The following is a 19,533-nucleotide window of genomic DNA, read 5'->3' as shown; positions in this document are numbered from 1 at the left end:
CGCGCGAGGCGCTTCGGCCTACACGGCCACGCGCAATGTGCGCGCGGCTACCATCTCGTCGATCGCGTCATCCTCGTAACCCAGCTCGCGCAGCACCTCGCGCGAGTGCTCGCCGACGCGTGGGGCCGGTCCGCCGATGGCAGACTGGTTGACCTCGAAGCGGGCCGCAGGATTCGGCTGGCGCACTCGGCCGACCTTCGGCTGGTCGAATTCCGCGATGATCCCGCGCGCCACCACCTGCTCATTGTGAATGATCTCGCCGCGCCGCAGGATCGGTGCGCAAGGGACATCCGCAGCGTCCAGACGCTCCAGCCATTCGGCGGTCGTGTGCTGGCCGATATACTCCGCCATCTTGTTGATGCGCGCCGTCGCGTTGACCGAACGTGCCGAGGGGGTCGCAAACCTGGGATCGTTGGCAAGCTCGGGATCGCCGGACGCCCGGCAGAAGCCCTGCCATTCGGAATCGGAGATGGTGCCGGCCGTGATGTAGCCGTCGCTGGTCTTGAACACGAGGTCCGGCCGGTCATTGGGATCGGCAGCCGCGGCTTCGGCTCCGACCACGGTGTACTGCATCATGCCTTCCGGCCAGAGATAGGAGATCATGGCATCCAGCATCGCGACCTGGATATGGTCCCCCTGCCCGGTCTTCTCACGCGCGTAGAGCGCCGCCGCCACCGCCTGCGCGGTGAACACGGCGGTGGTCTTGTCGCATACGATGGTGCGGATCATCTGCGGGCGATTGGTGACCGGCTGCGACTGGATATCGGCAAAGCCCGACAGGCCCTGAATGATCGGATCGTAGACGCGCTTCTTCACATAGGGCCCGGTCTCGCCGACGCCGCTGATCGAGACGTAGATCAGGCGCGGATGACGCCGGCGCAGCTCTTCGACGCCGAGGCCGAGGCGCTCCATGGTGCCGGGCCGGAAGTTCTGCACCAGCACATCGGCCTGCGCGACCAGTTTGGCCAGCACCTCGCGCCCGGCCGGGCTCTTGACGTCGATCGAGAGCGAACGCTTGCCGCGGTTTGACGAGATGAACAGCGCGGAGAACTCGCCGTCCTTGTCGATGGTGGCGCGGCTGCGACGGGTGATATCGCCGCCGATCGGCTCGATCTTGATCACGTCAGCGCCCTGATCCGCCAGAAACATGGTCGCAAACGGGCCCGACACCACGCCGGTCAGATCGAGGACACGAACGCCGCCAAGCGGACCAGCCATTTCACTCTCCCTGGATCTTTTTTTCTGCCAACGGGCTGAGGCAAACTCTAGCTTCCCGCTGGCCCTCTCGTCACGATCGCCCGGACCGCAAGTCGGTAGCTAGCCGGTCTTGGAGACGGGCTGCCGGGTCTGTTCGACGATCGATTCCTCGACGTCCCGGAGTTGATCCTTGCCGAAAAACATCTCCTTGCCGACGAAGAATGTCGGCGAACCGAAGGCACCGCGGCTGACGGCGTCATTGGTGAGGTCGATCAGCTTCTTCTTGACGTCATCCTGCTGCGCGCGCGCGACCAGCCTGTCGATGTCGATCCCCGAGGACGCAAATGCGCTCCGGAACACTTCGGGATCGTCCATCTTCTTGGGCTCTTCCCACATATGATGATAGGCGGCGCGGAAATAGGGTTCGAACACGCCCTCGAACTGGGCCGCGACGGCGCCGCGCATCAACATCAAGGTGTTGACCGGAAAAAAGGAGTTCTGGCGAAATTTCGTGACGTTGTGGCGCCGGATGAACCGCTGGGTCTCGAGCGCCTGGTATTCCGGCTTGTTCTTGATCCCGCGAAGCGAGTCGAACGGCGACATGTTGCCCGTGGCCTTGTAGATGCCGCCGAGCAGAACCGGGACGTACTCGAATTTCGCGCCGGTCCGCCGCTCGATCCCGGGAATGGCGACTTCCGCCAGATAGGCGTTCGGACTGCCGAAATCGAACTGGAATTCAACCTTGGGGGTCATAACCGCTTCTCCCGCAGAGCGACTTGGATGGTCAAGGACCGGCGATCCAATCGCGTTGGCTTGCTTGATCTCGTCTTTACAGTTCTAAAATTGAACTGTCAAATTCGGCCGGTTTCGTGCTGGTTTAGCCTAAGGACCGGGGTATTGTTTGGAATTCAGTACCTATCTAGAATGCAAGGAAATAGGACGGCCTCAGCGACGATTCGAGGCGCTCATGCCGGGACGACTGGAGAGTACGGATGAAGTGGAAGGAACTCGAGGAAGAGCCGTGTTCGATGGCCCGAACCATTGGCGTGATCGGCGACCGCTGGACCCTTCTGATCCTGCGCGAATGCTTTCTGCGCACCCGCCGCTTCGAAGGATTTCAGTCGGCGCTCGGAATTACCCGCCATCTGCTTGCTGAACGGCTGAAGAAGCTGGTTCGGCTGGGCATCCTGCGCCGCATTCCCTACCAGGAAGCGCCCAAACGGCACGAATATATCCTGACCCAGAAGGGCCTCGATCTTTATCCGATCATGATGGCGCTCGTGCATTGGGGCGACACTCACATGGTCGACGAGCGCGGCCGGCCGTTGCTGCACCAGCACCGCACGTGCGGAAAGGACTTCGACCCGGTCATAGTGTGCTCTGAATGCGGCGAACCGCTCCTGGCCAAGGAGGTTCATACCCATCCAGGCCCAGGCGCCCAAAGCCCGCTGACGGTAGCGGCACCTGACAAGCCGAAGGCCAAGGCGCGCCGCAGCGCCGCTTGAGCCGGCCACCGGCATCACGCACTGAACGCATCCTCAGACTCGAATCACAGTCGCGTCGGGTTCGTTGCAGTGGAGACGGTCCGCCTGTTCAGCCCGGTGTTTGAGCACAGCACGTTGATTGACGTAGGCCTTGTCGGTGATTTCTCCGGCGGCCAATGAGGGCGGATCCTTCAGCAAGGTGAATGAGCAGATTCTCTCGCTGCTCCCAACGGCCTCATTATATTCCCGCAAACGATGCCTCAGGAATTCGATCACCTGAGGATCGCAGGTCAAATCAGCAGCCGGCGCCTGCGAAATCCGCGCCACCTCGGTCGGGTTCAGCCAGCACAGCAGAGCGCAGGCTTCACGGTTTTCTCCCGCAACGACAATGTCCAGCAGTACGCCGCGCGTTGCGGCCAGGATGGCGGCACGCATCGTTCCGATCGCAACCCAGGTGCCGTTCGCGAGCTTGAAGTTCTCGGAAATTCTGCCCGTGAAACGCAGGCCGAGCTCCGGCTTCTCGGGGTCGATAAACGACACAGTGTCGCCGATGCGATAGAACCCTTCCTCGTCGAAGGCCTTCTCCGTCAGATCGGCCCTCCCGAGGTAACCGGGGGTGACGTTGGGGCCCTTCACCCTGGCCTCGTACGTGTCGGAAACAGGGATCAGTTTCAGCTGCACGCCCGGCGCGGGAAGGCCAATCTCGCCCGGCCGATCCGTTGCCCAATGCGTCGTGCTGATTGTCGGCGCCGTTTCGGTCGTCCCGTAGCCCGACATCACCGGAATCCGCCGGCCCGTGATCGACGAGGTCAGCCGATAGAGTTTCTCGAGGGTACCTTGCGAAATGGCAGCCCCCGCGTAGCTCAATCGATCCAGTCGCTTGAAGATGCTCGCGCCGAGGGCGACGTCGTTCTCGATGGCATCGCACAACAGGTTATAGCCGGCGGGAACGTTGAACATCGCCGTCGGCGAGATCTCCTTGAGGTTCGCCACCGACTTGTGAAAGAGCTGAGGCAGTGGCCGGCCGTCATCGATGTAGAGCGTGCCGCCGTTCTTGAGGATGCCGTGAAGAATGACGTTGCTGCCCATCGTATGGTGCCACGGCAGCCACTCGACCTGAACCGGCGCCTCCGGAGGCGACACGAGCAGGCTCCCCATTTGCAGGGAGCTCGCCATCATGCGGTGCGTGTTCAGCACGCCCTTTGGCAAGCCGGTCGAACCGGAGGTGAAGAGAACTTTCGCAACGGCATCGCAAGAGACCCCACCCGATGCACGCGTGAATCCTTCCCACTCTGTTCGATCCGTCAGGACGCGGAAGGGCGTCGTCTCCGGCGCGCCATCGACGCTGATCCAGGCTGCGTCTGCCAATTCGGGAATGGAACGGGCCGCGGAAAAGTCGCGTCCACTCTGAACGAAAACGAAGTTCGGACGCAGCACCTGCGCGATGTCCTTGAGGCGCGCAAGGCCGCCGGGCATCAGCGTGTAATTCGGCGATATTGGCGCCAGAATGACGCCTATCGACATCGCCGCAAAGGAGATCACCGCGTTCTCGATGGAGTTGCCCGAAAGCACGGCCAGCCTGTCAGCCGGCTTTGCGCCCATGTCGATCAGGCTCTGGCCGACCGCCTGGACCTGCGACCATACCTCGCCATAGGTGATCTCGTCCCAACCTCCTTTGGCATTGCGTTGCGCGAGGAATATTCTGTCCGGAACCGCACTTGCCCAGCGCGGCAGAAAATCGGTGACGCGCCAGTCGCATGGTCCCAATTCGAGCGGCGACCTCAAGACCAGCGTGCCGTCGGTCCGGCGCTCGACGGAGAGCTCCCTTGGCGCAAACGTCAATGGCTTCGTCGACATCGAAAACGATCTCCTGAATTACCGCGGATGGATAGAACGGGCGGGCTGCGCCAGAGTCACTCGGACCTGGCGTCCAGGACGTCTCCGAAGGCTTGCCACGTCGTACCGGTCCAGCGCTGCAGCCGCATCTGCGTCCAGATCATGTTCTCGGTCTCGCTGGTGTTGACCTTGATCCCGGGCAGCACGGTCGGAACGACGACGTCTTTCAGGTTCTTCGCCTGCGCCAGAATATTCTTCCGCGACAGATCATCACCGCATTGCTTGAGGATCTGCTCGAGCAGGACGCCTTGCTGATAACCGGTCAGATAGCTGCCGTTGGTGATGTCGGCGCCCTGCAGATACTTGTCGAAAAATGCCCGGTAGGCCTGCATGCCCGGGTCGTCTTTCCATGTCTCGTCCAGGACATCCTTGTTGGTCGTCCCGACCATGACGCCGACCGATTTGTCGAGGCCGGCCGGTGCAAGCGTGCCTCCGACCGACCCGGACGGGAAATTGATGATCACGGTCGCCTTCCAGCCGATCACGGAGGCTTGCCGGATGGCCTGCGCCGCGAACTTCGGCGTCCCGGCGATCACCAGGGCCTCGGCACCCGAGCTCTTCAGATTGGTAATCTGCGAATCAATGGTCGGTTCGGTGACCTCGTAGGACGCACTGACGACCTTGCGGTCGAAATCCTTGCCGAGAAACGCCTTGAAGGCAGCGACGTAATCTTTGCCGAGATCGTCGTTCTGATAGAGGATGGCATACTTGGCGTTCGGCAGCGTCTTCGTCAGGTATTTGGCGTAGATTCTTCCTTCGGTGTCGTAGCTGACAAGACCCGTGGTGATCAGCGGGTAATTGGCGACGTCCGTGAACTTGGACGAGCCACTGACGATGGCGACACTCGGTACCCCCTTGGCCTTCAGGTATTTTGCTGTGGCCGAGATGCCGGGCGTGCCGAGCTGGCCGAACATGAACGACACCTCGTCGCTCTCAACGAGCTTGCGGACGTGCTCCACCGCCTTGGGAGGACTATATCCGTCGTCATAGGCGATGTAGTTGATCTTGCGGCCGTTAACGCCGCCGCGGTCGTTCAAGGCCTGAATGTAGGCCATGAGCCCCTTGCCCACGAGACCGATCGATGATGCCGGTCCGCTGAAGGGAAAGACCCCGCCGATCTTGATCTCTGTGGCAGAGATTCCCGGCTCGTCGGCGGCGAATGCGGGGCCGCTCAGGAATAGAGCCAGAGCCGCGACGATCTTCCATCTCACCAACATTGCTCGTCCTCCCAAACGTGCACCCTTTTCGGGTACGTGGCTTTGTTTTGTTGCGCCGGTGGCTGCTCGTCGCGCGCGATTGCGAAGACGCATCGCGCTTAACGGGTGCAGCATCATCCGGCACGTCGCGGCCGTTGTGTCGGCCATCTTCCTTGCAGCCTACAGTTCTTTTTTTGAACCCGTCAAGCGATTAGATGATGATGTGCCGATCCGGCACGCCTGGCCTGCTCTGGTGCGCGGCAAGTTTGTGGCTTCGGATTTGCGCCAAGCTATGAGATTCTGGGCCGTCTTCGCGCAGAGGCTACGGGCGCACTTGCCCCGCTGTTTGCGATACTTTTTAAAGTTCGATTTTTGAACGAAAGATGCTCAGCTCGCGCGAGGCGACGTTAGCTCTCGCCTGACCCCAATCAAACGCCCAATATGAGGATGCAGGACATCGTCGCCGAACCGTTGGAGAAGCGGGCTCACGCGCAAAATACACCGGCGCCTGCTGCCGCCAGCAGGAGGATGAAGAACAAGGTGACGGTCCGTTCGCGAACGTCAATCGCGGAAAGATTGAGGTTCATCTGCTAACTTACAATTGGTTCGGCGACAGCTTCCTCGAGGCCAGCTGCTGCTTGCGCGGCAAGCCCACGCGCGGCTTCCTGTGAATCCTGAAATTCCTCGAGGGCATGGACTTTGCCCCATCGCAGAGTGAACACGTGAAGACCGCGGTTGACGTACGAGCCGTCGCCGTCGAGCAGCGTTGCGGTACCGTCCCACTCCACAAAGACAGTGGTGTTCCAGGGCCAGCCCGTCACCCGGACGTTGTTGACCGTCAGACGGAGCGTGGGCAGGACGCGTCCGAGCCGTTCGAACCACCGGCGCAGGGCCTCCTTGTCATGGCGCTCGCCACCAAGCGCGTGGGCACCGGAAACACGGTGATGCACATGCGGCGCGACTGCCTTCACCGCTTCGTTCCAGCGGTGGTTGTTGACATGATCGAAGGTCTTTCGGATTTCTTGCTCGACGATGTAGCTGTACAGCATGCGGCTTCTCCAACGGCCAGCGCGGAAAGATCCAGATTCTTCAGTTGCTCCGGCTTTCAGCGGCGGTCCTGACGCGGGTGCCGTCCTGCAGGACGAGCGGCCGAGCAAAACGGTCGCATCGCCGTTTTTTCATCCCTGCGCCTCAGGCCGGATAGATTGCGCTCGAGCTCTATATCGGATAATAGATGTCGAGCGCAATCTAAACTTGGAGGTCCCGACGATGCGCGTGAGTCGCATTCAGGCTGAGGAAAACCGGCAAAACGTCATCAATGTCGCAAGCCGCCTGTTTCGATCGCACGGATTTGACGGCATCGGCCTCAAGGACCTGATGGAGGCCGCCGGGCTGACCCAAGGCGCCTTCTACAAGCAGTTCGCGTCAAAGGAGGACCTGGCCGCGCAGGCGTCGGCGCGCGCGCTGGAGAGCGCCACGCTGCGATGGTCGGCCGCCATCGCCGCAGAACCCGAGGATTCGCTTGGCGCAATCATGGCGTTCTACCTGAGCACGGATCATCGCGACGAAAAGATGGACGGCTGCCCGATCGTGGCGCTCGGCTCGGATGCGGCCAGACAGAGCAGCGACGTGAAAGCGTCGTTCGAAGCCGGGATCAAAGTGCATCTCGATATTCTCGGCCGTTTGATTACCGAGACTGATGACGAGCAGATCAAGGGCAAGGCCATGGCCATTCTCTCGACGATGGTCGGTGCGGTGACGCTCTCACGCGTGGTCAACGATCCCGATCTGGCTCAGGCCTTTCTGGACACGGCTTCCCGACAGATTCGCGACGCCGTCGCCGCTTGAAGATCGGCGCTTGATAGCTCACAGGGAGAACGAAATGCGCAAAGCGGGGATACACAATTTTCCGGCAATCGATCGCGTCGTCTACGGCAAGGCCGCCTCTGACGCGGTGAACGACGAAGCGGTGCGCTTGGACGCCAAACGCGTCTTCCTGATCGTCAGTCGAACCTTGAACACCAGGACCGACGAGATCGAGAAGATCCGGCGTGCGCTCGGAGCCAGGCATGTCGCGACCTTCGATGGGATTGCAGAGCACACCACGCGCAAGCAGGCTGCCGAGGTTGCCTGTCAAGCCAACGACGCACGAGCCGATCTGGTCGTCGCGGTCGGCGGAGGCTCGGCGATCGACCTTGCCAAGATCGTCATCATGGCTATGGAACACGACATCCGCGATGAAGCCGGTTTCGATCCATTCCCCATGGGGCCTGGGGTCACCGTCTCTCCGTTCCGATCGCCCAAAGTCCGACAGATCGCGGTGCCATCCACGCTGAATGGCGGCGAATACAATGCAGCAGCACTCGTCACCGATGAACGCAGCAGGCTGAAGCAGATATTCTTCCATCCCCTGATGATGCCGGTGGCGATCATTCTCGATCCTGCCCTCACCGTTCATACGCCTTCCAAGCTCTGGATGGGATCGGGAACGCGCTCGATGGATCACGGCATCGAAGCATTGTGCTCGCCCGCCGGCACCCCGCTCGCCGACGAGGTCGTCCTGGCAGGCATCCGCGCCCTGCGCGAGGGAATGCTCCGGACCTTGCAGCACCCCGATGATCTGGAGGCGCGTCGACTGTCTCAATACGGCGCGTGGCTCGCCGCTTTCGGCCTCCAGGCGCGGGTGCCGATGGGAGCCAGTCACGGCATTGGCCATGTGCTTGGCGGGACCTTCGGCGTTCCGCACTACTATTGCACACCGGTCATCATGCCGAGCCTGCTTCGCTACAACAAGCCGTTCACCGAGGATGCGCAACAGCGCCTTGCGACGGCCCTTGGCGAGCCGGCTATGGAAGCCGCCGCCGCCTTCGCACAATTCACCAATAGACTTGGATTGCCTGGCCGTCTTGCCGACGTCGGGATTGGCGAAGACAAGTTCGATCAGATCAGCAAGATTGCGATCAATCATCGCTTCGTCCAGGCCAATCCGCGGCCTTTTAAAAGCGAAGCCGACATCGTCGATCTGTTGCGAATGGCCGCCTAGCCGGATTCGCACAGGAAATCCAGCCACGACCATCAGCTCCGTTGCCGGCGCCTCTCTACGATTTCCAACTCTGCGCCACAGTACGACAAGGTCGAAGAAGGTCTTGGGAACAACGGCTCCAGCATCCATGGCGCTTGCGGCTGCGCGGACACTGGAGCCGCTGATGATCTCGGCGCACGGGGAGCGCGCCGGGTATCGCCCGCCAGCCTAATCCTGTGAGTCGAAAACGTGCGCCTTCCCAGATGGAGTACCCCGATCGGTCGTTGTCGAGGTCTTTCATGCATCAGCAACTGTATTTCAAGGCTTGTTGTCAGCATTTGTCGTTAGTCGCGACCGCAGCGCAGGGTGTGGCGCGGAGCTACATTCGGTCATTTGCGTAAGCAACACTCCGTCGGCGAGGTGATCCCAGTACTCCGCCTCGGCGAGCAGTCTCCGGCTTTCATCAGGACGGTATGCGGCGGTCTGCCGGCAAAGCGAAGCCATCGCGCGTATACGACGTATCGTTTCCATTCCCGAACCTCCCGTTGGTCGTTCCCACTCTTCATTTCTTTTGTGTTCTGAGCAGGTTCATCCACCTATGACGTTTGTGGCGATAGCCGCCAACCTCGTGATCGCGCCCGATCGGTTAGCTCCGACCTCGAGATGCGCCTGTTATTCACAGGCAATCCAGTAAACCCGCGACCGCTGGCGTTGACAATCTAAAAAACTTACGGGCGTGAGTCGTAAACCGAACCGACATGCATCGCGTGAATGGGCACAGCTGTGCCCGGCGCGGCGTTGCGCTTTCGGGAGGGACACCGGCCGGTTTGGAAGAAGCGATAGTTTCGAGCGTCAACCCGCGCGGCGCTTTCCGTTTTCCCGTCCCGCAAAATCTGGGAGAAGGCGACGCGGGAGTGATCATCAATACAACGCGCAAGAATTCCCCAGCCGATGCCACGGCCGTTGCTCTGGCCGGTGCGGTCATCAACAATGCGATGGCTGGTTCCGTCGAAACGACCGAGCTTCTCGATGTGGATGATCTCAGTCGGTTTCTCGCGCTCGTAACGGCGCATCGCGAACTTATCGAATTGGTGGCGTGTGCTGAGCCGAGACTACCGCTCGCTTGGCAGCGGCCCCGCCAACGCGAATACAACATGGCGAGGCCGCCTACGCTACGGGCCGCGGCGCCTGAGCCTGAGCCCGTAGGCCGTCAGATTCTACGCCGAACGGATGAGAATAAGGACTGCTCGAAAGAGGCACCCAGTTCGCAGCGTTGAAGTCAGTGAGACCAGCCATCCAACTCCGGACAGCACCTCTTCTGAAGCGGATACCCTGAAGAAACCGTTCCACGTCATGACCGATTCCAATGCGCCCGGAAAGCGGCTCCGAGTCGAGCCGACTCTGCGGGTTAGCGAGCTTCCCGACTGCGCGACGCCGCGTCAAGGACCCGACCTCGAGAGTTGCAATACCCGCGGAATCATATCCGCGATATTCAAGCCGCCGTAGCGCATCCAGAAGAAGAGCAGAGGCAGGGCCCTGCCCGACGACGCCAACAATTCCGCACATGGCCTGCCTCCGCAGCATCTACCCACGCCCGCACGAATCGCAACAGCAATTGCGGGTAACTTCCCAAGAGCCGACGCCGATCAGCACCTAACGACGCGTTGAGCGTTCGGGACGCTGCTCGATCCGATCGGTTTTCCGCAGTTCATTCGAGAGCTCAGCTGCGATGCGATTCAGTTGATGAAGCGGCGGCGGACGTTGCGTTAGCCGGTGCGTATTGAACGCGAGATGATCTTTCCGAAACATCGAAAACAGTGTGATCCCCGCCGAATTTGTTGCCACTGCGTAATCCACGACAAATGCGGCGGCGACCTCGATGGGGGCTCCCCGGTATCCCATCTCGTGGAGGCCATTTAGTATGCCGTTCTTCGCATTTATGCTCGCAATAACCGAATCGAGGCTCGCAAATGATCCGTAGGTAATAAACGTCCTGCTACGCGCAGACTTACCTAATCTCTGAAGATTCGGCTCGATCGGATTATTTGCGATCTGCATCAGCCGATATGGCAGCGATTCATCGAGGCTATCAATGTCGAGGTCGATATTGCCTGCGATTGAAATCGTACGGGCCTTCCCGTCCTGAACGATGCGCTCGATCGCTCGAAGGATGTCTTCACGAACCGCCTCTTCTCGAGTGGGACGGTGGAGAGCGAGCACATCGACATAATCCGTGCGAAGGCGTCTCAGGCTGTCTTCGATGCTTGTTCTTATCAACTCGGCTGTCAACGCCACTTTGAATGGCTTTGGCCTCATGTCGGGAAAATATGGTTGAATTCCGGGAAACACCGCAAGAGAAGCGCGCGCTATCGGCTTCAAGACGCGCACGGCCGCCGAGGTATCGGGTGGAAGCATTCCCACCTTTGTGCAGACATAGATGCTGCCGCGTTTCTTGGATGCGAATTGGCCGCAAATCGATTCCGCCATCCCGTCGCCGTACGAAGGCGCAACGTCGTACCAGGTGATTCCGGCGTGGTATGCGCGCTCGAGTGCCTCGATCCCCCTGCGAGCCCCAACGCGTCCTCCGAGCGACGCACAGCCGAAACCAATGATCGAGGCGTTCGCGCCCAGAGCATCGACATACACCGTTCTCATCGCGAGCTACTTCCTATGCGGCTGCGCCCAAGTCGCTGATGTCGATCGTTCGACAGCGCGCCCACCGTTGTGCCCGCCCCCGCCGCTGAGCCACTCTGCAGGTTTCCGCAGCTTCATCCTCATGCAAATGGAGGATGACTGAGATGTTTGCACCTTCTACGCTGCGCCCTCTAGGTTTGCCGCAGTCGCGAGGGATGCGCGGAGTAATCCGTTCGGGTGTTCAGTTTCAGCCGGCTCCGCGCAATCGTCGCATGCGCCCATTTGCGTAACAGCGAAGTGGCCGGGTCGGCGGTTACTTCCTGCGATCAATCGCGTCTTGCCAGCAGCTTGAAAATCGGTCTGATTTGGATAGCGAATGTCATTGCGCACAAAGTCAGTTGCCGACGACGTTCTGGTGACGGGAGCGGCCGGCTTCATCGGTTTTCATGTTGCGCGTCGGCTGCTCGATGACGGGCGCCGAGTCGTTGGATTGGACAACATCAACTCCTACTATGATCCCGCCTTGAAGCGCGCTCGTCTCGGCATTTTGCGCGGGGATCCGCGCTTCTACTTCGAGCAGATCGACCTCGCAGACCGGTCTGCGACCGCTGACTTGTTCGCAAAGCATCGATTTTCCAGGGTGATCCATCTTGCGGCGCAAGCCGGCGTTCGGCATTCCATCGATCAGCCGCAGGCCTATGTCGACGCCAATCTCCAGGGATTTCTGAACGTCTTGGATGGCTGCAGGCATTACGGATGCGGGCATTTGGTCTACGCGTCATCGTCGTCCGTCTACGGCGCCAATACCGAGTTGCCATTCTCGACGCGGCATATAACCGACCACCCGATCAGCTTCTATGCCGCCACCAAGAAAGCCAATGAGCTAATGGCCCACTCTTACAGCCACCTTTACCGGGTTCCGGTAACCGGCTTGCGCTTTTTTACGATCTACGGTCCGTGGGGACGGCCGGATATGGCAATGTTCCTGTTCACGGATGCGATCGTAACGGGCAAGCCAATCAAGCTTTTCAACCATGGCAGGATGCGGCGCGACTTTACCTATATCGACGACGTTACTCGTATCGTGTCGCGGCTGATCGATCGCGCCCCCGAGGAGCGCGCTGATGCGACGGATGCACCGGCCAAGATCTATAACGTCGGCAACAGCTGTCCAGAAGCACTAATGCACGTCGTCGATTTGCTCGAGAAGGAGCTCGGACGAACGGCCGCCAAGACGATGCTGCCGATGCAGCCAGGAGATGTTCCGGAAACGTTTGCGGACGTCGACGATCTAATGCGGGATACCGGCTTTTTGCCGTGCACACCGATCGAAACGGGCGTGCGCAATTTCGTTCGGTGGTACCGCGACTACTACGGGATATGACGTTTCGGAGATGACGTCTCCCCGAAAGCGTCGTCATTCGCAGCTTCCTGTCGTCACCCGCCGAATCGAAGTATCGGATTGCACCACGGCGGCGGTCCGTGGCGGAGACCAGGCGAGACCTGCGAAAGGATCGCGGCCCCGGCGGGACTGGGGATTCGCAGGGCCGGGGCCGCAACACTGCACCGAAGTGGGCTCCGTCGGTGCAACCTGCACCGTAGCCCTCGAGGAACCACAATCCATTCTGAATTCCGCGATCATGAAGGTCCACGTCGAGGTACCCATCAATGATGGCGGGTTCTCCTAGAAAGTCGGCTTGCTGTGCGCCCTAGTGTGGTGCGATCACCCCATCGTGGCGCCTAGCGCTCGCCGCAGTCATCGGAATGCTCAAGTTGTCCGGAGACATCAATGCCGCGGTATTTTTTTCATATCCACCACGGCCATTCGGTCCTCGATGATGTCGGGTTGGATCTGCCCGACATTGTCGCTGCACGGACCACGGCAATTGAACTGAGCGGCGAGATCCTCAAGCACGACGTGACAGATCCGCTCCTGCGCCATATTTGCTGGCAGGTAGAAGTGAGCGACAGCCCCGAACTTGGCGGCCGCTCGCTATTCGTTCTTCAGTTCTCTGTGGTCCAATGAGCCACGGACGCGCGGGTTTGCAGGCATCTGCGAACCTGGGTATTTGTTCGGCGCGCTTTGGCGAAATGCTCGCATACTGCTTTGCAACAGCGCGAGATGATGTCTCTAGCGGTCCTCAGTTGTCCGATCCGATCCCACATGCGTCACTTTGTCTTGCGCCGAATTAGCGCGGTCATCCTGCGAGATGACGAGGGCAGCAAGCTCCGTGCGATTGCCTATTTCAAGCTTCTGAAAAATGTGGTGGAGGTGCACCTTGATGGTGCCGTCTGCTATGTTGAGCCGGCGACCAATTTCCTTGTTGGACAGACCGCCAGAGACCAGCCGCATGATCTGCCGCTCGCGCTCGGTGAGCACCGCAAGCGCATTTTCGGGATTCGTAGTCGGCTCGGGAGGCGCGGCCTGATCCGTCGGTGGTGACGGAACCACGTTTCGGCCGTCGATAATTTCTCGCAAGCATTGCACCAAAGCTTGTCCCGTCATCTCCTTCAGAAGGATGCTGTGCCCCGCGGCACCGCCCGGCAAAAGAAGATCGCAATCTTCGCCGGTTGCGAAGAACACCAAGCGCGTCGATCGATTGTCCGAACGACCGAGCAAGTTGTTCATCGGCGGGGTGAGCTCCGGTATTGATGCATCCATGATCGCAATGTCGGGTGCGAGCTTCAAAATTGCAGTGATGCAGCTCGCAGCATCGCTGCAGGACGCGACGATCTCAAAATCGGATTCTGGTCCGAGTAAATTTGCCATACCATGCAAAACTACCGGCTGTCGGTCCGCAATAACTACAGTCGCACGACGCATCGGACGCTCCCTGGCCTGCCGCTCCCAATTTCGGCGATTGAAGTCCCGCCCTTTTCGCTCCAACACTTCCAACAACTCTCAAAAGCACTCCTCGAAGGTGTCGTTCGGTGGAGCGGAATCCGAGGCAGATGCCGCTCCAGTCCGAGGGTGCAATATACAACGACCTTGCGGGGTTGAAGTGCCGTATGAATCCGGGGTCAAAGCCTGAAGTCGCTGGCGAGCAACCCATCTACTTGGCTATTGCGACACATCGACATCCACCAAGGCGTTCGCGAACAGTCCACCAGTCCAATCTCACAACCAACGTTTAGAGGTTGAATGAGCTTTTGCGCTCGCTTCTAGGTCATCCTCAAACAGCGGCAGCGCTGCTTCATTCGGCCGCCGCCTAGCCGGCTGGTGTATAACGAAAGATATATAGGAAAAACTGGAAAAAGCGATCTAACCTTTAGCAGTTATTAACGAAACGCCGGTCTTCGGGCAATCGAAAGTATCGAGACTTTGGTTTTTTTGCTTCCTACGCGTGGTTCATTCTTCATTGTGTCGTTGCGTTGGTGCGGAGGGTAGTATGAGGAGGCGGCATTCCGGCAAAGTCGTTTTGATCGGACGAAACATCTTACTCAGAGAGGGAATTTCCCGAATACTGGATGCGGCAGATTTCCATATCGCACTATCCGCGTCGAGCACCGATGAACTGCCGAACACATTCCAAGCACACCAGCTCCTGTTTGTGATCGTCCACAACACCGACGAATTCGATCTGGCCCTGAAGCACATCGGATTTGTAAGGGAGCACTATCCGGACGCCCGCCTGGCGATTGTTTCGGACCACTCCCGGCCGGACGAGCTGATTTCGGCCTACAAGGCCGGCGCCTGTGGCTATTTCGTCGACGTCAGTTCATGTGACACCTTCATCAAATCCATCGAGCTCGTGATGATGGGCGAGACCGTGTTTCCACCGGCATTTCTGTCATTCGTGCTTGACAGCGGTCCCCACTGCAGGCCTCAGCTGCAGCCAACGAGCGAGGAACGAGAAAATCTGCTCGTTGCGGCTGAGCAGCAGATTGCGCCTCACCTGTCACCGCGAGAGCGGGCGATTCTCTCCTATTTGATCGAGGGCAATTCCAACAAGAGCATTGCGCGAAAGATCGATATTGCCGAGGCTACAGTGAAGGTTCATGTCAAAGCTATCCTGCGAAAGATACGGGTCCAGAATAGGACGCAGGCCGCAATTTGGGGAATGAACAACGGATCACTGGTGCGGATCTCGAATGGACACGCGCTGGCGTTGTCAATCGATCGGGAAAATCTTCCCAGCCTCGCGCCAAGTGACCGCGGACCTCACGAAGCCAACCTCATCCGGTCGGATTAACCAGCTGACCGGTTCTGATGCGCATCAAGCCTGTCGGAAGTACCCGGCGGTCCCCGTACTCGCCCCGCAACGAACCGCGCCGAATGATCTATCGATCGAGAGGACCGGAATTTGTTCGTGGATCGCCGACGTACCGCGAGGCGTCTCCTGCATTCACATGATGCGCGCTGAAAGCATTGTCGAACAATATCCCTCGTCGCCGCAGCAGCGTGGTGGCCCGGATCCCTTGCGTGTTATGGAGCGTGATACGGATGTCTCCTCCGTCCCTCTACACTCGAGTTGGCTTGGCTGGCGCTGCGGTCGTCCTTCTCGCGTTGGCAGGCATCGCCGTCGCACAGACGCTGACAAAGGCGAACCTTGCTTTAGCCAGCAGCCTGAACTTGCCTGACTACCTCGTTCCGGTCACCGACCCGGACACCGGCGCCACGATCGTCCGGATAACGACCCCAGGGCCCCTGGGCGCCGGCTTGGCCTGTCAACGGGCCTATTGCACCCACCGATATTCGAGTGCACAGGCGTGGAACGCCGACCAAACTCTACTCCTGATCGCCAACGGCTGTAACGGATTCTGCTTTCTTGACGGGCGGACATACGCCCCATTGTTCCGCCGGCAACGCGAAGACGAGTGCGAATGGCACCCGCTGGACCCTGAGCGCATGATATGCGTGATCGGGCGCAAGATCTCGCTCTGGACGCCGCGAACCAATGCCGAAGAGATCATGTTGATGGCCGAGGGCTATCGGGGCCTTCAGTTCGGACCAGGGAAGGGGAATCCTTCTCGGGACGGCCGGCGCGTCGCCGTGCGGGGCACACGTGCAGATGGCATGATCGTCGCATTCGCGTATGATCTCGTGACCCGACAGAAGTTTCCGGACATCGAGGTGGGAAAACTGCCCGGACGAGACGGCGTTTGCGAGATATCTTCCTTGGGCAGCTACATCAGATGCAGCCGATGGGTCGACGGAAAGGATGAGGCATTCATCTTCACGGTCGCAGGAGACCTGGTGCAGAGCTGGACCGAACATCATCGGCCGAGCCATGGCGACATGACCGTGGACACTGATGGGCGCGAGATATATGTCGGGATCAGCAAATCTGATCCCGACATATACCAGGTGATCAAGCGCCGGCTGGATGACGGTATGGTTACCGCCCTTGCCCCGCGTGGAGAGGCCTCACATGCGTCCACGCGCGCAATCCACCGGCCGGGCTGGGTTATACTAAGCTATGGCGGCGATCCATCCGAGATCGCCCAGCTACCAACATTTGCACCCTTCGCTCGGGAAGTCATCGCGCTACGAGTCGACGGCAGTGGCGAATTCCGGCGCATTGCGCACACACGTAACGTCCCGCACAACTACTGGAGCGAGACCCACGCTTCGCCGTCGCCGGATGGATCGCAAGTCATATGGTCAAGCAATTGGGGCGTACCGGGCGGTCCCGTCTTCGACTTTGTAACACGTCTCGATTACGCTGATCAGACCAGCTCCTTGTCCCGATAGAGGCCAGCGGCGGCGCCCGTCAGGTCCGGCCCAATCAAACTAGCGAGCTGGTTGCCGGTGTCCGCGTTCGCGCCCGTATCGCCTTGCTTGCCGCCTTGATAACCGAGGGACGCAGGATTTGGAGCGCGTCCCTGATCGTCGTCCCCCAGGGTTGACAGCGAAACCTTCCGGGCAGTCTTGCAACCCGCAATGCACGTACCACCGCTTCGGGCTCTGGAAGTCCCTGCTTATCCTCGATAAGACTCCAGGTCAGATGTTTTAGATCAAGCGTTTCCCGGTCGATCTGAGGAAATGATCCGTCTGCGGTAATGCTCGCGTGGTCGGTCATGTCGTAATAGATCAGACCCTCGCTTATCGCCACCACGTCCCCGTGACAGGCGAGGTCGACGAAGAACAACTGGTCCACTCCCCACGCGATGGACTTGTAATTTCGCATCAGACAGCCGGCCTGTATGACGTTGCTGTTGATCAGAAGGGTCGACGGAACAATTCCAAGCGCTCTGGTCTTGCCGACCAAATAGAGATCAGCCAAGCATCGTTGGCTCGAATACAGCGTGACCTGCCCTCCCCGCCGATATTTTATTCGACCGTTCTGGACCAGATGAGACGTGGACGTCATGAACGCAGCGGTGGGATACCTCCGTGCCAATTCTGCAAAAGTCGCGAGCGATCCAGGCGCGAGCCAGTCATCATCATGCAGCACTTTGATCCACTGGCCGCGACATGTCAGCATCGCGTTGTTCGTATTCTCGACCTGGCCTTGACCTCGGTTGTTCTCGACTACTCGGATACGCGGATCGCTCCGCGCATATTCGGACAGGATATTCCAACTCACGCCTTCCGGGCCTTCGTCGTCGCTGATCACCATTTCCCAATCGGAGTACTCCTGCTGCAGCACGCTTTCGATCGTGCGTCGCACCGTGTCCGGTCGGCGAAAAGTCGGTATGGCTACCGAGATCGAGGGATGGACGTCTGACCTTCGAATGCTGCTGGATCCGTCAAGCTGTAACAAGCTCATCGCATTTCCTCAGGCTCAATTCGTCAAAGCGGCGGCTCTGAGAATCCCATGATGCCCTTTCGGCCGTGCGGAACGCCTAATCGCATCGCGTGGCACCGCCTCCGCCTTTTGCAGGCCCGGTGATCCCTTCTCAACAGCAACCGAACTGCGCTGGGCGAACGCTATGCAGCCGAGGGTCCTTGGTCATCGTTCATTCGCATGACGATGATCATCACGAGCCGCGACGTTTCGAAGCGGTCAGCTCTGGCTACAGCCTACAATCGAAGTCGCCAAGCTGAACAATCGCGGCGATCGATGATCATCATGCAAATGAAGGATGGCTCCCCGCGCCCGCCAGCCTACGATCCGCCGGAAAGCGAGCACCCGTGAAAAGCGAGCACCCGTGAAGAGCCATTTGCACAGATTGCATCATCTGCTTACCCGAATCCGGGAGGAGCCTGACAAGGCGCGGTTTCTGTTATCTCGCGCACTGTGGGTGACAGGGTTGTGCCAGCTCATCACCTTTGGGTTCCCTGCCGGATACAGAATGCGCTTTTACCCGAGCTCCGTGTCCGCGGGACTCTGGCGAAAGCGGGATTTTCGCGCCGAAGACGCCGACTTCGTCGGAGCCTACCTTCAACCTGGGGAAACCTTCGTCGATGTCGGTGCGAATGTAGGACAGCTGAGCCTCGCCGCAGCGGTGCGAGTTACCCGATCTGGACGAGTCATAGCCATCGAAGCACATCCCCGCATCTGCAGATACCTGCTGGGCAACGTTCGCCTCAACGGATTGACGATCGAGGTCCATAACACTGCGATCGGCAGCACGGATGGCGAGCTTGTCTTCACCGACTTTCGCAGTGACGACATGAACTTCGCATGCGCTACTCCCCCGCCCGGCTGTGCCGCGCTCCGAGTTCCAGTTCGAACCCTTGATTCGATCGTCGGGAGCCGGCGCCCCGATTTGCTGAAGGTCGACGTTGAAGGTTTTGAAGTCGATCTTCTCAAAGGCGCGGCGCAAGCCATTTCCAATTGCCGGTGTCTCTACATAGAGGATTCTGAGCTCAACCTGCGGCGGGCCGGCACCTCGCGTGCGGAGCTATATGATCGGCTGATCAGTCACGGGTTTGAGCTCTTCCATCTCAGGGCGGGACGACTCGAGCCGGCGTCTGCTGACATACCAGGACCGGATGATGACAACCTGATCGCCGTCAGACCATCCTCCTTGTCGGATCTGCTCGCGCGGACGGGTCTGCGACTTGCACAGCCCGCGTTCCAGTTGCCGGTAGATGGGCCTATTCCGTCTGCCCGGCCTGCCTGAGGATCCATCTCTCTCGCGCGCGAGCCAAGCTCAACATCACGGGTTTCCCGCCGGCGTCAATTACGGCGGGCTTCGCGTATGCTGACATTTC

General features: G+C 59.6%; 16 protein-coding genes and 2 pseudogenes. 8 read left to right on the top strand and 10 right to left on the bottom strand.

Annotated elements, in window-relative coordinates; genetic code table 11:
- Positions 1–18: 18 nt before the first annotated feature.
- Positions 19–1,218 carry a CaiB/BaiF CoA-transferase family protein gene (locus QSV46_RS24200; RefSeq protein ID WP_314957595.1) on the bottom strand — a complete coding sequence of 400 codons (1,200 nt, stop codon included), beginning with the start codon at positions 1,216–1,218 and terminating at the stop codon, positions 19–21.
- Positions 1,219–1,317: 99 nt separating this feature from the next.
- Positions 1,318–1,950: a 2-hydroxychromene-2-carboxylate isomerase gene (locus tag QSV46_RS24195; protein ID WP_314957592.1), complete on the bottom strand. Its 633-nt coding sequence runs from the start codon at positions 1,948–1,950 to the stop codon at positions 1,318–1,320.
- A gap of 239 nt (positions 1,951–2,189) precedes the next feature.
- On the opposite strand from QSV46_RS24195, the gene QSV46_RS24190 reads away from it, so the two are divergent.
- Positions 2,190–2,702 (top strand): helix-turn-helix domain-containing protein, encoded by a 513-nt coding sequence (locus QSV46_RS24190; RefSeq protein ID WP_314957589.1) that lies wholly within the window; start codon positions 2,190–2,192, stop codon positions 2,700–2,702.
- 33 nt (positions 2,703–2,735) lie between these two features.
- Here QSV46_RS24190 and QSV46_RS24185 read toward each other — a convergent pair whose 3' ends face one another.
- From QSV46_RS24185 to QSV46_RS24175, 3 genes are all read right to left on the bottom strand, one after another.
- Positions 2,736–4,538 carry an AMP-binding protein gene (locus tag QSV46_RS24185; RefSeq protein WP_314957587.1) on the bottom strand — a complete coding sequence of 601 codons (1,803 nt, stop codon included), beginning with the start codon at positions 4,536–4,538 and terminating at the stop codon, positions 2,736–2,738.
- A 56-nt stretch (positions 4,539–4,594) separates the two neighbouring features.
- The gene (locus QSV46_RS24180) at positions 4,595–5,794 is read right to left on the bottom strand and encodes an ABC transporter substrate-binding protein (RefSeq protein ID WP_314957584.1); all 1,200 of its coding nucleotides are present in this window, start codon (positions 5,792–5,794) and stop codon (positions 4,595–4,597) included.
- Between the two features lie 569 nt (positions 5,795–6,363).
- Positions 6,364–6,822, bottom strand: a complete 459-nt coding sequence (locus QSV46_RS24175; RefSeq protein ID WP_314957582.1) for a nuclear transport factor 2 family protein — start codon at positions 6,820–6,822, stop codon at positions 6,364–6,366.
- Between the two features lie 220 nt (positions 6,823–7,042).
- Between QSV46_RS24175 and QSV46_RS24170 the strand changes: the two genes are divergently transcribed.
- Both QSV46_RS24170 and QSV46_RS24165 read left to right on the top strand, forming a co-directional pair.
- The gene (locus QSV46_RS24170; RefSeq protein ID WP_314957579.1) at positions 7,043–7,621 is read left to right on the top strand and encodes a TetR/AcrR family transcriptional regulator; all 579 of its coding nucleotides are present in this window, start codon (positions 7,043–7,045) and stop codon (positions 7,619–7,621) included.
- Between the two features lie 34 nt (positions 7,622–7,655).
- Entirely contained in the window at positions 7,656–8,816 is a 1,161-nt protein-coding gene (locus QSV46_RS24165) for an iron-containing alcohol dehydrogenase (protein WP_314957577.1), read from the top strand.
- A gap of 842 nt (positions 8,817–9,658) precedes the next feature.
- Here the strand turns inward: QSV46_RS24165 and QSV46_RS24160 are convergent.
- The 3 genes and pseudogenes from QSV46_RS24160 to QSV46_RS24150 form a co-directional block, all read right to left on the bottom strand.
- Positions 9,659–9,868: pseudogene (locus QSV46_RS24160) on the bottom strand (IS481 family transposase); the annotation flags it as partial.
- 280 nt (positions 9,869–10,148) lie between these two features.
- Positions 10,149–10,361 (bottom strand): annotated as a pseudogene (locus QSV46_RS24155) (glutamine--fructose-6-phosphate aminotransferase); the annotation flags it as partial.
- Between the two features lie 87 nt (positions 10,362–10,448).
- Positions 10,449–11,450 (bottom strand): aldo/keto reductase, encoded by a 1,002-nt coding sequence (locus QSV46_RS24150; RefSeq protein ID WP_314957574.1) that lies wholly within the window; start codon positions 11,448–11,450, stop codon positions 10,449–10,451.
- Positions 11,451–11,805: 355 nt separating this feature from the next.
- Here QSV46_RS24150 and QSV46_RS24145 point away from each other — a divergent pair, with 355 nt between their 5' ends.
- Both QSV46_RS24145 and QSV46_RS24140 read left to right on the top strand, forming a co-directional pair.
- Entirely contained in the window at positions 11,806–12,813 is a 1,008-nt protein-coding gene (locus QSV46_RS24145) for an SDR family NAD(P)-dependent oxidoreductase (RefSeq protein WP_314957572.1), read from the top strand.
- Positions 12,814–13,218: 405 nt separating this feature from the next.
- The gene (locus QSV46_RS24140) at positions 13,219–13,455 is read left to right on the top strand and encodes a DUF6894 family protein (protein ID WP_314957570.1); all 237 of its coding nucleotides are present in this window, start codon (positions 13,219–13,221) and stop codon (positions 13,453–13,455) included.
- Positions 13,456–13,560: 105 nt separating this feature from the next.
- Here QSV46_RS24140 and QSV46_RS24135 read toward each other — a convergent pair whose 3' ends face one another.
- Entirely contained in the window at positions 13,561–14,319 is a 759-nt protein-coding gene (locus tag QSV46_RS24135; protein ID WP_314957831.1) for a response regulator transcription factor, read from the bottom strand.
- A 499-nt stretch (positions 14,320–14,818) separates the two neighbouring features.
- On the opposite strand from QSV46_RS24135, the gene QSV46_RS24130 reads away from it, so the two are divergent.
- Positions 14,819–15,622 carry a response regulator transcription factor gene (locus QSV46_RS24130; RefSeq protein ID WP_314957567.1) on the top strand — a complete coding sequence of 268 codons (804 nt, stop codon included), beginning with the start codon at positions 14,819–14,821 and terminating at the stop codon, positions 15,620–15,622.
- 251 nt (positions 15,623–15,873) lie between these two features.
- Positions 15,874–17,124, top strand: a complete 1,251-nt coding sequence (locus QSV46_RS24125) for a hypothetical protein (RefSeq protein WP_314957565.1) — start codon at positions 15,874–15,876, stop codon at positions 17,122–17,124.
- Between the two features lie 34 nt (positions 17,125–17,158).
- Here the strand turns inward: QSV46_RS24125 and QSV46_RS24120 are convergent, their stop codons facing one another.
- The gene (locus QSV46_RS24120; RefSeq protein ID WP_314957562.1) at positions 17,159–18,142 is read right to left on the bottom strand and encodes a glycosyltransferase family 2 protein; all 984 of its coding nucleotides are present in this window, start codon (positions 18,140–18,142) and stop codon (positions 17,159–17,161) included.
- Between the two features lie 526 nt (positions 18,143–18,668).
- Between QSV46_RS24120 and QSV46_RS24115 the strand changes: the two genes are divergently transcribed.
- Complete coding sequence (locus QSV46_RS24115; protein WP_314957560.1) at positions 18,669–19,442, top strand: FkbM family methyltransferase; 774 nt, start codon at positions 18,669–18,671, stop codon at positions 19,440–19,442.
- Positions 19,443–19,533 lie beyond the last annotated feature (91 nt).

Source organism: Bradyrhizobium cosmicum (genome assembly GCF_032290525.1).
In the GTDB taxonomy this organism is placed as follows: domain Bacteria; phylum Pseudomonadota; class Alphaproteobacteria; order Rhizobiales; family Xanthobacteraceae; genus Bradyrhizobium; species Bradyrhizobium cosmicum_A.
The sequence above is the reverse complement of the archived record's forward strand: the minus strand, read 5'-3'. Positions and strand labels throughout refer to the sequence as shown.

Coding starts and splice junctions, on each gene's coding strand:
- QSV46_RS24140 (WP_314957570.1), top strand. CDS start 13,219: ATGCCGCGGTATTTTTTTCATATCCACCACGGCCATTCGGTCCTCGAT.
- QSV46_RS24120 (WP_314957562.1), bottom strand. CDS start 18,142: ATGAGCTTGTTACAGCTTGACGGATCCAGCAGCATTCGAAGGTCAGAC.
- QSV46_RS24195 (WP_314957592.1), bottom strand. CDS start 1,950: ATGACCCCCAAGGTTGAATTCCAGTTCGATTTCGGCAGTCCGAACGCC.
- QSV46_RS24165 (WP_314957577.1), top strand. CDS start 7,656: ATGCGCAAAGCGGGGATACACAATTTTCCGGCAATCGATCGCGTCGTC.
- QSV46_RS24200 (WP_314957595.1), bottom strand. CDS start 1,218: ATGGCTGGTCCGCTTGGCGGCGTTCGTGTCCTCGATCTGACCGGCGTG.
- QSV46_RS24190 (WP_314957589.1), top strand. CDS start 2,190: ATGAAGTGGAAGGAACTCGAGGAAGAGCCGTGTTCGATGGCCCGAACC.
- QSV46_RS24180 (WP_314957584.1), bottom strand. CDS start 5,794: ATGTTGGTGAGATGGAAGATCGTCGCGGCTCTGGCTCTATTCCTGAGC.
- QSV46_RS24130 (WP_314957567.1), top strand. CDS start 14,819: ATGAGGAGGCGGCATTCCGGCAAAGTCGTTTTGATCGGACGAAACATC.
- QSV46_RS24185 (WP_314957587.1), bottom strand. CDS start 4,538: ATGTCGACGAAGCCATTGACGTTTGCGCCAAGGGAGCTCTCCGTCGAG.
- QSV46_RS24125 (WP_314957565.1), top strand. CDS start 15,874: ATGTCTCCTCCGTCCCTCTACACTCGAGTTGGCTTGGCTGGCGCTGCG.
- QSV46_RS24150 (WP_314957574.1), bottom strand. CDS start 11,450: ATGAGAACGGTGTATGTCGATGCTCTGGGCGCGAACGCCTCGATCATT.
- QSV46_RS24145 (WP_314957572.1), top strand. CDS start 11,806: ATGTCATTGCGCACAAAGTCAGTTGCCGACGACGTTCTGGTGACGGGA.
- QSV46_RS24115 (WP_314957560.1), top strand. CDS start 18,669: ATGCGCTTTTACCCGAGCTCCGTGTCCGCGGGACTCTGGCGAAAGCGG.
- QSV46_RS24170 (WP_314957579.1), top strand. CDS start 7,043: ATGCGCGTGAGTCGCATTCAGGCTGAGGAAAACCGGCAAAACGTCATC.
- QSV46_RS24175 (WP_314957582.1), bottom strand. CDS start 6,822: ATGCTGTACAGCTACATCGTCGAGCAAGAAATCCGAAAGACCTTCGAT.